The sequence below is a fragment of the Marinomonas atlantica genome (assembly GCF_001639725.1).
GTDB classification, from domain to species: domain Bacteria; phylum Pseudomonadota; class Gammaproteobacteria; order Pseudomonadales; family Marinomonadaceae; genus Marinomonas; species Marinomonas atlantica.
In genome coordinates this window covers 1-13,233 of the sequence record NZ_LTAW01000001.1, presented here as the reverse complement: position 1 = coordinate 13,233, position 13,233 = coordinate 1, and the positions used below count along the sequence as shown (strand labels likewise).

Annotated in this window: 12 protein-coding genes; 6 read left to right on the top strand and 6 right to left on the bottom strand. The window is 47.1% G+C overall.

The window, feature by feature from the left end:
* Positions 1-59 precede the first annotated feature (59 nt).
* Positions 60-800 (bottom strand): TrmB family transcriptional regulator, encoded by a 741-nt coding sequence (locus AYW75_RS00060; protein ID WP_067035541.1) that lies wholly within the window; start codon positions 798-800, stop codon positions 60-62.
* A 220-nt stretch (positions 801-1,020) separates the two neighbouring features.
* Here AYW75_RS00060 and tcdA point away from each other — a divergent pair, with 220 nt between their 5' ends.
* Genes tcdA through AYW75_RS00045 form a run of 3 tightly spaced genes read left to right on the top strand, consistent with a single transcriptional unit; the run spans position 1,021 to position 3,313 of the window.
* Positions 1,021-1,806 (top strand): tRNA cyclic N6-threonylcarbamoyladenosine(37) synthase TcdA, encoded by a 786-nt coding sequence (gene tcdA / locus AYW75_RS00055; RefSeq protein WP_082856319.1) that lies wholly within the window; start codon positions 1,021-1,023, stop codon positions 1,804-1,806.
* A 40-nt stretch (positions 1,807-1,846) separates the two neighbouring features.
* Positions 1,847-2,677, top strand: a complete 831-nt coding sequence (locus AYW75_RS00050; protein WP_067093653.1) for a helix-turn-helix transcriptional regulator — start codon at positions 1,847-1,849, stop codon at positions 2,675-2,677.
* 51 nt (positions 2,678-2,728) lie between these two features.
* Entirely contained in the window at positions 2,729-3,313 is a 585-nt protein-coding gene (locus AYW75_RS00045) for a LysE family translocator (protein WP_067093650.1), read from the top strand.
* A gap of 31 nt (positions 3,314-3,344) precedes the next feature.
* Here the strand turns inward: AYW75_RS00045 and AYW75_RS00040 are convergent, their stop codons facing one another.
* Positions 3,345-3,737, bottom strand: coding sequence for a SufE family protein (locus tag AYW75_RS00040; protein WP_067093647.1), 393 nt, complete (start codon positions 3,735-3,737; stop codon positions 3,345-3,347).
* Positions 3,730-4,947 (bottom strand): aminotransferase class V-fold PLP-dependent enzyme, encoded by a 1,218-nt coding sequence (locus AYW75_RS00035; RefSeq protein WP_067093644.1) that lies wholly within the window; start codon positions 4,945-4,947, stop codon positions 3,730-3,732. The genes AYW75_RS00040 and AYW75_RS00035 overlap by 8 nt, the downstream gene beginning before the upstream one ends.
* Positions 4,948-5,113: 166 nt before the next feature.
* Here AYW75_RS00035 and AYW75_RS00030 point away from each other — a divergent pair, with 166 nt between their 5' ends.
* Complete coding sequence (locus AYW75_RS00030) at positions 5,114-6,799, top strand: GntR family transcriptional regulator (RefSeq protein ID WP_067093641.1); 1,686 nt, start codon at positions 5,114-5,116, stop codon at positions 6,797-6,799.
* Between the two features lie 108 nt (positions 6,800-6,907).
* Positions 6,908-8,137, top strand: a complete 1,230-nt coding sequence (locus AYW75_RS00025; protein WP_067093639.1) for an aminotransferase class V-fold PLP-dependent enzyme — start codon at positions 6,908-6,910, stop codon at positions 8,135-8,137.
* Positions 8,138-8,146: 9 nt separating this feature from the next.
* Here AYW75_RS00025 and AYW75_RS00020 read toward each other — a convergent pair whose 3' ends face one another.
* From AYW75_RS00020 to AYW75_RS00010, 3 genes are all read right to left on the bottom strand, one after another.
* Positions 8,147-8,779 carry a DsbA family protein gene (locus AYW75_RS00020; RefSeq protein WP_067093636.1) on the bottom strand — a complete coding sequence of 211 codons (633 nt, stop codon included), beginning with the start codon at positions 8,777-8,779 and terminating at the stop codon, positions 8,147-8,149.
* 97 nt (positions 8,780-8,876) lie between these two features.
* Complete coding sequence (locus AYW75_RS00015) at positions 8,877-10,073, bottom strand: amino acid aminotransferase (RefSeq protein ID WP_067093633.1); 1,197 nt, start codon at positions 10,071-10,073, stop codon at positions 8,877-8,879.
* Positions 10,074-10,341: 268 nt separating this feature from the next.
* The gene (locus AYW75_RS00010) at positions 10,342-10,536 is read right to left on the bottom strand and encodes a PA3496 family putative envelope integrity protein (RefSeq protein WP_067093631.1); all 195 of its coding nucleotides are present in this window, start codon (positions 10,534-10,536) and stop codon (positions 10,342-10,344) included.
* A gap of 166 nt (positions 10,537-10,702) precedes the next feature.
* On the opposite strand from AYW75_RS00010, the gene uvrD reads away from it, so the two are divergent.
* Positions 10,703-12,913 (top strand): DNA helicase II, encoded by a 2,211-nt coding sequence (gene uvrD / locus AYW75_RS00005; protein ID WP_067093628.1) that lies wholly within the window; start codon positions 10,703-10,705, stop codon positions 12,911-12,913.
* Positions 12,914-13,233 lie beyond the last annotated feature (320 nt).

The window sequence follows — 13,233 nt, the reverse complement described above, 5'->3', positions numbered from 1 at the left end:
GTTACTCCACTGTTGCCCGAGCGATTGCTCGGGCTTTTTTTATTTCGGAACATGACGCATTACAGCAGTCGCCATAAAGTATCAAAGATAATTTGTTGTGCTTTGGCTATATCGTTGGATTCCAAAACCACGGCCGACGGGAAGTTGTCTCGTGCGAGTGAGATGATGGCACACTTGGGTGGGTAGATGGCAATGTAGCTGGCATCGACACTGCCTTCGGTTTTTATCCATTTACGTTCAGACAGCTCAGCCTCTTCACCACCGTCGCCTAAAGCGATCACTTTTACGTTAATGCCCAGCTTTACTCGCTGCTTGGTGTACGTTGGGAATGGTCGATACAAGTACGGTCGGATCGGTTTGGAGGAAAATACACAGTATTCCTTATGGTCTTGCTGGGAGACCACGTTTAAAATGTCGCGCAATACCCACTCAATACCATCGTCGCCTTCGTAATAACGCACGTCGGTGTGGTGAAAGGTTGGTTGGGATTGCACCAAGCTTGGAATAATCGTGTGCTTGAGCGAATCAATGGTCTTCTCTATGTTCTGCTTACGCTCTTCGGCAAGGTTGAGCAGAATGTCCGGATTCTCAGCCATGAAGAAGCGACGTTTGCCTTTTGGGAAATAGCTGACGACGCCTTTATTTTGCAGCTGTTTGAGTGATTCGTAAGCGGAACCCCGGTTAACGCCTGATTGTTCGGCAATATCACGAATCGACGCTGGCCCAAGTTTAAGCAAAGTTTGGTATAGCGTGGCTTCACGCTCTGTAAGACCGAGTTGTTCTAACACTTGATGCAGCATAATTTATTAATCGTTTTAATCGCAGCCGCCAGAGGCATGGTTGAATAGAGACCTTAGTGACGCGCGTCTAAACATGACAGCATCGCCCTACGGACGGACGTCCCTGTCCGCGAAGGGTGCGCACGCCCATCCTTGGGCGTTGTGCTTGTCATGATTTAGACGCCGCTAGGCTAAGCCGTTATTCTGCCTTATCGGTAAGATTCTGCAAGGAGTTAAAAGAGTGAGTGATGATCAGCGTTTCGGTGGTATTCGTCGCCTATACGGCCATGCTGCCTATGACTATTTTCAACAGTCCCACGTTTGTGTGATTGGTATCGGTGGAGTAGGTTCTTGGTGTGCTGAGTCTCTTGCGCGTTCAGGCATCGGTCAGATTACCTTGATCGATATGGACGATGTGTGTGTCACGAATACCAATCGCCAAATTCACGCGCTAGATGGCAACATAGGCAAATCGAAAGTCGACGCCATGGCAGAGCGTATTAAGTTGATCAACCCCAACTGCCAAGTGAACGGCATTGAAGATTTTATCACCCCTGAAAACATCCCTGAGCTGCTCGATACGCCGTTTGACTACATTATAGATGCCATCGATAGCCTCAAACCCAAAGCCGCTTTGATTGCGTGGTGTAAGCGCAATAAACGTAAAGTTATTACAGTAGGCGCTGCGGGTGGTCAAATGGACCCTACGCAAATTCAAATTTGTGATTTGGCTCGAACTGAGCGCGATCCACTCGCGGCGAAATTGAGAAACTTTCTACGTCGCCATTACAACTTCACTCGAAATGATAAGCGTCGCTTTGATATTGAGTGTGTGTACTCGCAAGAACAGCTGAAATACCCACAGCTAGACGGTACAGTTTCTCAGCAACGTCGTCGAGGGGATACAGAGACCAAGATGAATTGCGATACAGGGTTTGGCGCCAGCACGGTTGTTACGGCCACCTTTGGCTTTGTTGCTGTCGGGCGAGTGCTAGAGAAATTGGCACAAAAGGCCATACAAGACTGAACAATTTTTTACCGGTGTTTGAGTGTGCCACGGGAGCGTTATGCGTGCTGAAGAATTTTGCTATGTGAAGACCCACCAAGTATTAAATGGTCTTGAAGTCATTCATGCGCAATTCACGGATACGGTATTTGGTAAACACGCTCACGCTGATTATGTGATTTCTATTGTCGATACAGGTGTGATGCATTTTAGTCATCGTGGTGCGAGTCACAATGCTTTACCGGGGCAGTTGTCTATTGTCAGCCCTGATGAGCTGCATACCGGTTCCAAAGGACAGGGTGAAGGTTGGCGTTACCGTGCTTTATACCCTTCATTAGAACGAGTTAGCGGTCTGTACCAAGAGTTGTTTGGTCGATCTGGCGTACCGAGTTTCCATGCGAGTATTTTGCAAGATGAACGCTTGAGCCGGCAAATGCAGCTATTATTGGCTAAGCTCGAATCGGGTGCGGAGGCATTGGATTTAGAAGTGCATTGGGAGCTGTTTTTAGTCAATCTGCTGCAAAAGCACGCCATTAAGCGCGGTCAATCGCCAAGAGCGCTCGGATTGGCGCAATCGAATATCGAGCAGGTACGTGATTACCTAGCCGATCAGTATCAACATAAAGTGTCTTTGGAAACTGTCGCGCAACAAGCGGGCATCAGTAAGTTTCATTTAATCAAAGAATTCAAACGTTACTTTCAGCTCACGCCACACCAATATCAAATCCAACAACGACTGAATCATGCCAGAGCGCAGCTTAAAGCGGGCTCGAGTGCGGTAGACGTCGCGTATCGTTGCGGTTTTCATGATCAAAGCCATTTCAGCAAAGCGTTCGTGAGCGCGATGGGGATTACGCCTTCGGCTTATCGGCAGCAATTTTTTACAAGATAACGCTGAGCGTTAGGATTACATTAGTGACTTACCTAATTAATGAGTCACATTATGGAAAGCCAGTTAACGTTTTTAGCCATTTGCCTTGCATCGGCGGCTTCACCAGGGCCAGGTGGTTTGGCGGTTGTCAGTAACAGCATTAACCACAATCTTCGCCGTACCTTACCGGTGATCTTTGGCATTGCCACAGGGCTTATGTTGGCATCTTTACTGGCTAATACATGGCTGTTAGCCGTGATTCATTCGAGTGAGCAAGCGTTTCAAGTCATGACCTGGTTATGCAGTGGCTACATCGCCTATTTAGGCTGTAAAGCGCTGTATTACTCTAATAGAACAATGACTATTGCGGCACAGGGCTACAGTTTTAAAAATGGGGTACTGATCTCGTTATTGAACCCAAAAACATTGGTGTTCTTTGGTGCATTATTTCCAATGTTTGTCCCCTCTAATGAGCATTTCGTGGCATACGCGGTTATGCTGACCATCGAGCTGGTGGCGATTACCTTGATCATTCATGTTCTGATATCATCGGCAATTGATAAGGTGTCTCATGTATTGAAACACCATATTGTACTGATTAATCGCATTACGGGATTGTTATTTATCGGATTGGGTACAGCGGGATTTGTTGCTTAGGGAATAAGTACAGGAAAATGCTGCCTTTTCATTAGCTCTTAATTCTTTTCAAAATCCCCAATATTCCATTGGTACGGGAGCTGGTGAGGTAGCTAGACAGATTAAACTCGTTCAGCTCTGCGGCCAGATCCATCGCTTGCAACTCGGCTTTGCTGTGGCCATTAGCAAGGCTTAAAATCACTGCGAGGACACCACGCATGAGTTTTGCGTCGCTGTCGGCTTGGAAAGTGCATACTCCGTTTTCTTGACGTTCAATCAGCCAGACGGCACTTTCACAGCCTTTTACCTTGTTCTCTTCAATCTTTTCAGCATCCGTCAGTCGATCAAGCTGTTTGCTAAGGCTTACTAACTCTTTAAAGGTAGCTTCTTTACTGGTGCAGGTTTGTAGTTGTGCTTGGATAGCGTCGCGGTTTAATTCAGTCATCACCTAATATCTCTATGGCTTCGAGAAGAACATCACAGAAGCGGCGGGCTTCCGATAGGGTATTGTAGCAAGCAAATGAGGCTCGTAGGGTGCTGCTAACGCCAAGTTGGGCCATCAGTGGATGGGCACAATGGCTGCCTGCGCGGACGGCAACACCTTGGCTGTCCAAGTAGCCGTTTAAATCCAATGTATGAATACCGGGCACACTGAGAGACACCACTGTGGTGTCTGTGGCAGGCGAGTAAATTTCAATGTCATTGTTGAACTTCAGTTCGTCGTAGACATAGCGCGCCAGCTTTTGCTCCCAGATCAGCATGTCCTCACGATCTTGGCAGGCTAGAAAATCACACGCTGCTGAAAGGCCAATCACGCCTTCGATATTGGGTGTGCCCGCTTCAAGCCGGTAGGGCAGTGTATTAAACTCGGTGCTGTTGTAGGTCACGTGGCTGACCATTTCACCACCGGTTTGCAAAGGTGTTAGCACGTCTAGTGCATGGGCTTTACCGTAGAGCGCGCCAATGCCTGTTGGACCATACATCTTGTGGCCAGAGAAAGCATAGAAGTCACAATCCAACTCAGTCACATCCACTTCATAATGAGCAACGGCTTGTGCGCCATCGACTAAGGTAAAGGCGCCTACGGCTTTCGCCGCCGCTAGCATGTCTTTGAGCGGAGTTTTTACACCGATGGCATTGGATATCTGAGTGCAGGCAAAAATACGCGTGCGCTCGTTAAAGTAATGGGCGTATTCCGGCTCCCACTCACCCTTTGATGTAAGTGGTAGTACACGCAAGCGCGCGCCAGTCCGAAACGCTAATTGCTGCCAAGGGACAAGGTTTGCATGGTGCTCAAGACTGGTGATTAAGATTTCATCATCAGGTGCGATACACCACTCAAGGCCATGAGCCACTTGGTTAATGGCTTCCGTGGTGCCTTTTGTCCAAATGACATAGCTGTTTTCGGGCGCATTCAGAAACTGTGCGACGCGATCGCGGGCGTGTTCAAATTGAGCGGTGGCACGGTCACTGAGGTAATGGGCTCCCCGGTGAACATTGGCGTTGCTGGTGGTGTAATAGGATATCAGAGCATCCAATACCACCTGAGGTTTTTGAGTGGTGGCCGCATTGTCGAGGTACACCAACGGGTGCTCGTTCGCTTCCATTGACAGGATTGGAAACTCATCTCGAATTGTATTTGCGTCAAAAGACATACACCACTCACTCAGGCCGTTTTTGAAAATAGGGGTAAATTGTACCTCAAAATGAGCTAATGGCTGCAATAATGCATGTTACAGGTGGTAAACACTTGTCATTTCAGCCTGATTCGCTAAGGTTCTAACAGAATGCACAGATTTCGACATTAAAGGTACAGTGACCGTGGCGGACTTTTTATACAAAGGTGTAGTGGATTGGTTTTTAGAGCAAATGAGCCAAGGGAAATTGGCCCCGGGGGATAAAATGCCGTCCCTACGCAAATTTGCGAAACAGCTTGAGCTGAGTCTCAATACTGTGATTCATGGCTACGATTTGCTGGCCGAGGAAGGCTGGATCGAGTCACGCCCTAAATCCGGTTACTTCGTGTGTCATAAGCCCAGTGTTAAGCATGCTCATGTGCTAGCGGGCGATCAAGTGGTGCAGTTTGGCGAAGCGTTGAGTAAGAAAATGCCCTGGTCCGCTTTATCACATCGTGCTGCGATGGTGGACCAAAGTGATGAATTCTTGATTCCGAACGTCAAACAAGGTGAGTCGGATTTACCTATTTTAGGTAAAGGCCATCTTGCGGTGCGCGAGGCTGTAAGTGAGCACTTACGCAAAGTCGCTATCAACGTCCATCCATCGCATATTTGGCTAGGCCGTTCCCCATTGTCTATGTACACCCAAGCGGTTCAAACATTGACGGATCGCGGTGACGCTGTGCTGGTGATCACCCCATGTGATCCACGTTTAACCTCGACACTGATTAATCTTGGTCGTGAAGTATTTACCTTAGCTGCGGGTGAAAGAGGGGTCGATTTGGATGAAGCCGTGCGTTGTATGCGTGACGATGCCATTAAATTGGTCGTGTTCCCAAGTCAGTTTGCTTTCCCAAGTGGTAGTGAAGTGTCAAATCTAAGCTTACGTCGTTGGTTGGCCATTCTTCAGCATGTTGCGATTCCTGCGATTGAGTGGGATATGACGTCGCATCTTGGTTATAAAGCCTCTACATTGATGACGTACAAGTCCTTAGACGATAAAAACCAAGTGGTGTACATCGGTGGCGTAGAGTCGAAAGGGGTCGACCGTAACGCAGCATGGTGTATTCCTGGTCAGTATACGGACTTGGAAGGGGCTTTATTGAGTGCTGACTTAGCCTTGAGCGATCCGCAGCAGCAAGCACTTATGGATGCCCTGCAATCGACGCAGCGTCAGTCTTTGGTGCGTCGAGCTCGTCAAATATGGTCGGTGGCAGAGAAATCGAAAAGCATCTTGGAAGCGGCTTTGGGAAATACCGTTCGCTTTGCTAGTTGTAAAGGCGGATTAACGTTATGGCTGCAATTGGATCAAGCGCTTACCGATGCACAGATGACGCAGCTGTTAGCGAAACATCGTCACGGTATTGTGCCGGGTTATTATCTCTCGGCGCAAAACGATGCGGACCATTGGCTGGCAGTCAATGTCACCTATGATGCGATCGATAAGCTAGCTTCACAGCTCAGTAGTTTTGTCAAAGCGTCGAAGGTGGCGGATACGATCGAATCTGACAGCGCCGAAGCGTTACCTCAAACGGAGCCGGACATGACCGACGTGTCATCAACGGCACCGCAAACCCCAGAATCAGAAACTTCTGGCTTACTACTCGAACCGAGTGATTTTGAGTTAGACGATGTAATGCTGAAAGAAGGCGAGACAGAAACAGAACTGGATGCACTGCAGTCAGCTATTGATAATAGCGTCCCAGTTGATGACGCCCTACCAGCTGACGTGGAGTCTGACGCGCCTCCTGAATCTGAAAGCAACGAAGAAAAAACGTCTAAAACCGTCTACAACCCTATGTTGGATTTGATCAATCACGATTTTGGCTAATCCCAACTTCTTGCATAGAGTATGATTTCCCTTTTTCAGGGCAAGCATTTTTGCTGAGTCCTCCTATACTGCTAATAAATCAAACATTTAGAGTAAGGAGGCACTCGCATGCCCGCATTGGATTTGCAGTTTGTTCGTTCACAGTTCCCTGCATTTGATGAGCCTACGTTGGCAGGCCAAGCATTTTTCGACAACGCGGGTGGTGCTTACGCCTGTTTGCCTGTGATCGTGCACCTTAATCGCTATTACCATCAAAGCAAGCTTCAGCCCTATCATCTGCATCCTGTATCTCAAGATGCCGGTAAGCAAATGGACGAGTCCCATGATCGTTTAGCTGGGTATCTTAATGTCTTGCCTGAAGAAGTACACTTAGGTCCGTCTACTTCTCAAAATACCTATGTATTAGCGCAAGCGTTTGCGCATCTTTTGCAAACTGGTGATGAAATAATTGTTACCAATCAAGATCACGAAGCCAACATAGGCGCATGGCGCCGGCTCTCTGAACGTGGCATTGAAATTAAAGAGTGGCGCGTTAATACGATTACAGGTGAGCTGGATCCAGCTGATTTGGATACACTTATTACGGATAAAACTAAATTACTGGCATTCACACATTGCTCCAATATAGTGGCGCATATTAACCCAGTGAAAGAGATTTGTGCCAAAGCTAAGCAGGCAGGCGTGTGGACCGTTGTCGATGGTGTGGCGTATGCTGGTCATGGCTTCCCTGATGTTAAAGAGCTAGGCGCTGATATCTACCTGTTCTCGCTTTATAAAGCATTTGGGCCCCACTTAGGCGTTATGGTAGTGCGTCAGGCACTAGCGTTACAGTTGGGGAATCAAGGACACTATTTCAACGGTGGGTATCGGCATAAGTGGTTCGTCCCAGCGGGGCCTGACCATGCACAAGTGGCGGCGGCCCGTGGTGTAGTAGATTACTTTGATCGGTTACATGATCATCATTTTGATTCCAACAAAGACATCAGTGTGAGAGCCAGCAATGTACGTAAGCTTCTACATGATGCCGATGCAGCGTTGTTACCCCAGTTATTAGATTATGTATCAGAGCATCCAAAGCTGACCTTGGTTGGGCCTGCAGACTTCTCAAAACGCAGCGCAACCGTGTCTTTATTAGCGACGGAACAAACACCTCAAGAATTGGCGGCTAAGCTTGTGAAACAAGGGATTATTTGTGGCGCAGGGCATTTTTATGCGGTGCGCTTGCTTGAAGCGCTGGGCGTGGATCCGGCGACCGGTGTGTTGCGATTGTCCTTCGTACATTACACCAGTCAGGAAGACATCAATCAGCTGCTAGAAGCACTTGATAAAGCGCTTTAAACCCTAGAATTAAAGAGAGTTTAGGCGCTGTTCAATTTGTGCCAACATCGGCGTGTGATCTTGATAATTTATGGGAATTTCCATCAGTTCTTCGCCGATGAGTAATGACAGTGATGGAAATGAATTCAATCCCAGCTGACGTGCGTTATCGATTTCTTTTTCGGCTAATTCTTGTTGCAGGGTGTATTGCATGCTGAGTATAAAACCATCGCGGTTTAAGCCTATCTGTTCGGCGCAATCCGCAAGGGTACTCAAGTTAGAGGGGTTTTTAGCGTCTAAGTAATAGGCCTTTTGAATCGCGTGATACATCTCCATTTCAAGGTTTTGGTCACGCGCGACCAAACAAGCACGATTAGCAGGGTAGGTAGAGCGACGAGGCTCTGTATCGGTCCAAAATCGATAGTTAAATTTTGTACCCAAACTTTGTTCGATCTGTTGCCACGTTCCTTGCAGTTTCTCGCGCATGGCGACTGGCATCGGCTCATTTGAGTCTGCGGCCAATCCTCCCAGCATCGGTTGTATGATCAAGTCTTCACGATCAATGTGCTTCGCTAAAGCTTTTTGTAACGCAGTCCAAGTAGGGCGGAACCCCCAACACCAACTACACATTGGGTCGTAGCAATAAATTAATGTTGCGGTCATGTCTTTGTTCCTCATACTTTGGCAGCGTGGTAAAACGCAAGGCAAAAAAAAGCCAGCTGAATATTTTCAGCTGGCTTTATTATTAAGCGATTAGTGCTTAGCTAGCAAGTACCTTAGCAATACCTTCACACAGTGGTTCCATATTGTCTTTTGTCATACCTGCAACGCTGATACGACCAGAGCCCACAATGTAAATACCAAAATCGGTACGCAGTTGTGCGACTTGATCAGGTGTTAGACCTGAGAAAGAGAACATACCATTTTGATGTGAGATGAATGAGAAGTCTTGCTCCACACCCTTCGCACGCAAAGTACTCACAAACAAGTTGCGCATTTCGTTAATTCGCGTTCGCATTGCTTGTAGCTCTGTTTCCCAAAGGCTACGCAGTTCCGGATCTGTTAGGACTTCAGTGACAACTGCTGCGCCGTGAGCTGGTGGGTTAGAGTAGTTTGCACGAATACAACGTTTAACTTGAGAGAACGCAGCGTCTGCTTGCTCAGATGTTTCACATACAACGGTAATGCCGCCAACGCGCTCGTTGTACAAACCGAAGTTTTTAGAGAATGAGTTAGCGATCAGCATTTCTTGAGCTTGGTCCAAGAAAACACGTAAACCTGCCGCATCTTCTTCTAGGCCACTGCCGAAACCTTGGTAAGCAAAGTCAAACAATGGCAGGAAGCCTTGTTTGCTGCAAAGTTTTGCCAATTGTGCCCATTGCTCTGTGGTCGGATCGATGCCTGTTGGGTTATGGCAGCAACCATGGAACAGAACAACGTCACCTTCTGGTACTTGTGAAAGGCTAGCGAGCATGGCTTCGAAATCCAGTGATTTAGTCGCTGCGTCGTAATACGCGTAGCTGCCAACTTCCAAACCAACTGATTGGAAAATTGCTTGGTGGTTCGCCCATGTTGGGTTACTTACCCAAACGGTTGCACCAGGTAGGTGTTTTTTGATGAATTCTGCTGCAATACGTAACGCACCAGTACCACCAGGTGATTGAGCGGTACGGGCACGTTGTTTAGCGATGACATCGTGGCCTGCACCAAATAACAGCTCTTGAACAGCTTGACGGTAAGCTTCTGTGCCTTCAATGCTCAAGTAGCTTTTGGTCTTCTCGGTTGCGACTAAACGCTCTTCAGCTTGCTTAACAGACTTTAGAATTGGCGTCGCGCCTAGCTCATCTTTATAAACGCCTACACCTAAATTAATTTTGTTTGGGTTTGGGTCGTTACGATAAGCATCATTTAAGCCGAGAATAGGATCAGCAGGTGCAACTTGAATGTTTTCGAACATGATGACTCCCCATAAGGGTTATATGTACTGTTTTTATTGTGCGTTGACGGTAAAAAATCAGCCGTAATGTTACTCGAAGCGTGTTCCCTTCGCTATAACAAGAGACAAAATTGGTTTGTAAATACGACAATAATTGACAAATAACAGAGGGAAAAAGCGTGTAGGGGAGGACGTCACTCAAATCTTGGTTTAGGATCTGAATTTAAAGGTAAAGCAGTCCCACTGGCACAGCTTGCGAGACCGCCAGAATGTGGTATGACGTGTAGGGCTATTCGTCCCAGCCGTCTGAAATCGCTTGATTAAGGCGCTTTTCTTCTAAATAAGCTTCAATTGCTCGCCGAGCTTTCAACAAACGTTCGCAACCTTCTCTTTGGTTGCGCTCGCTTTCTTCTTTCTTCAAGCTGATGGAAGCGTGTAACAAATCGGTTTTAACTTCGGAAATAATTTCCGCTGGCGTACTCATCATTTTTTCCTCACAGGTCCATTTCGACGACAGAAATGCACACATCACTGTCATCGACAGGTGAAAAAAGTCAAAATAGACAGACATCAAGACTTCAGTGATATAAAAAACGCTAACTGGTCAAAAATCAACCTATTTATTATGAATTTTTTATTGGCGGATACGAATGGATGTTTCTTTTATCCTCGATGCTTTGAACGATAAGCAGCGGGAAGCGGTGGCAGCACCGCTGCAAAACAGCCTAGTGTTAGCAGGCGCAGGGTCTGGTAAGACGCGTGTGTTGGTGCATCGCATTGCTTGGCTTATGCACGCTTACGACATTTCCCCCTATAGCCTGATGGCCGTAACCTTTACCAACAAAGCGGCGCGCGAGATGCAAGGCCGTATTGAGCAATTGGTGGGCGTACCGCCACAAGGTATGTGGGTAGGCACTTTCCACGGTATTGCTCATCGATTGCTACGTGCTCATTGGCGTGATGCGGGACTGAAAGAAAATTTCCAAATCATGGACAGCGATGATCAGCAACGATTAGTGAAACGCATCATGCGTGAGCTGAGCATTGATGAAACGCGCTGGCCGCCGAAGCAAGTCTGTTGGTTTATCAACGCGCAAAAGGACGAAGGTCGGCGCGCGGCCCATGTGCCAGATAGCCACGACCCGTTTTCTCGTGGTATGCGTGAAATGTATTACCACTACGAAGAAGCCTGTGAGAAAAACGGCTTGCTGGACTTTGGTGAGCTATTATTGCGCGCTCATGAGTTAATGTTGACCACGCCTGCCTTGTTGAAACATTACCAACAGCGTTTTGTACATGTATTGGTGGACGAGTTCCAAGACACCAACACCATTCAGTACGCGTGGCTACGTTTAATGGTTGGCGACAGCGGCACGATTACAGCAGTAGGTGACGATGACCAATCTATTTATGGTTGGCGTGGCGCGAAAATTGAGAACATTCAAAGCTTATCTAAGCACTTTAAAGACTTGCACACTATTCGTTTGGAGCAAAATTACCGTTCTACGGGACATATTCTAAAAGCGGCCAACGGTTTGATCAGTAATAACGACGACCGTTTAGGCAAAGAACTTTGGACAGACAGCGGTGAAGGTGAACCGATCTCGGTATACGCAGGCTTTAACGAGCAAGATGAAGCGCGTTTTATCATCGAGATCGTCAAGAAGTGGCGTGATGATGGTACAGCGCTAAAAGATATGGCCATTCTGTATCGGTCTAACGCGCAATCGCGTGTGATCGAGGAATGCTTAGTTAGGGAACAGATTGCTTACCGGATTTATGGTGGTCACAGATTCTACGATCGTCTTGAGATTAAAAATGCCTTAGCGTATGCGCGTTTGGCCATTGATCCTAACGACGATGGCGCAATGGAGCGTGTGATTAATGTACCGACACGAGGTATTGGTGAGCGCAGTATTGGCACCATCCGCGAACTGGCGCGTGACCAAGGCTGCTCAATGTGGCAAGCCGCTGACCAGATTGTTACTCATAGTTTAATGCCTGCTCGCGCTTCGAATGCTATCAAAGGTTTTATGCAGCTAATTCATGGCATGGCAATGACATTGCAAAACCCTGATCTTGGCTTAGGTGATATCTTTGATCAGATTATTGCTGAAGCTGGCTTGATTCCCTATCACGAGAAGGAAAAGGGCGAGAAAGGCGAAGCCCGTGTAGAAAACTTAAAAGAACTCGTAAATGCAGCGAGTGGTTTCAATTGGCTGGACTCGGAGGAAGAGTTTAGCTCGCCGATGATGGCGTTCTTGGATCAAGCGGTCTTAGATGCGGGCGAAGCTCAGGCCGATGAATATCAAGACTCAGTACAATTGATGACTTTGCATTCAGCTAAAGGCTTAGAGTTCCCATTGGTGTTTTTGGCAGGCGTTGAAGAAAACCTATTTCCGAACCGAATGTCCTTTGAAGAACCTGGCCGTCTCGCGGAAGAGCGTCGCTTGTGCTATGTGGGAATTACCCGTGCTATGCAAAAGCTTTATATTACCTACGCTGAATCTCGTCGACTATATGGCTCTGAATCGTTTAATAGCCCATCACGCTTTATTCGTGAAATTCCTGATGAGTGTTTAGAGGAAGTGCGCTTACGTTCACAAGTAGCGCGTCCTGTGTCAATGCAGCGTCCTGACTATTCGGCATCAGTACAGCGTCAGAACCAAAATATCTTACATGGACATCAGGTGCCTGAGACGAATGTCTCCATGGGGGATCGTGTTAAACATCCGATCTTTGGTGAAGGCTTGGTTGTGAACTATGAAGGTCAAGGTCCGCAAGCACGTGTTCAAGTGAACTTTGATGATGCCGGCACCAAGTGGCTAGTTTTATCCTTTGCTAAGTTGGAAGTTCTATAAAAAACTCTAGGGCTTTCGCTTGAGCGCTATCAAGTCGAGCTGTTACTTACCGTAATTGGTTGTTATTTGAACTATTTTAGTTTGAATTAGGCGTTTATTTAAACAAATGTCGCGCTTTTTAATGAAAAAGCGCTTTTTTATTAAAATTTCCAGAAAAGTACTTGCACTGAAAATCCTGATGCGTATTATACGCACCCACTGACACGGACAACGCTTCACAACAACGAAGCGGTAACGAAGTCAGACGCTCTTTAAAATAGATAATCAGATAATTTGTGTGGGCGCTCGCTGGAGACTTCTAAAAATTTTGAAGTCTTAAA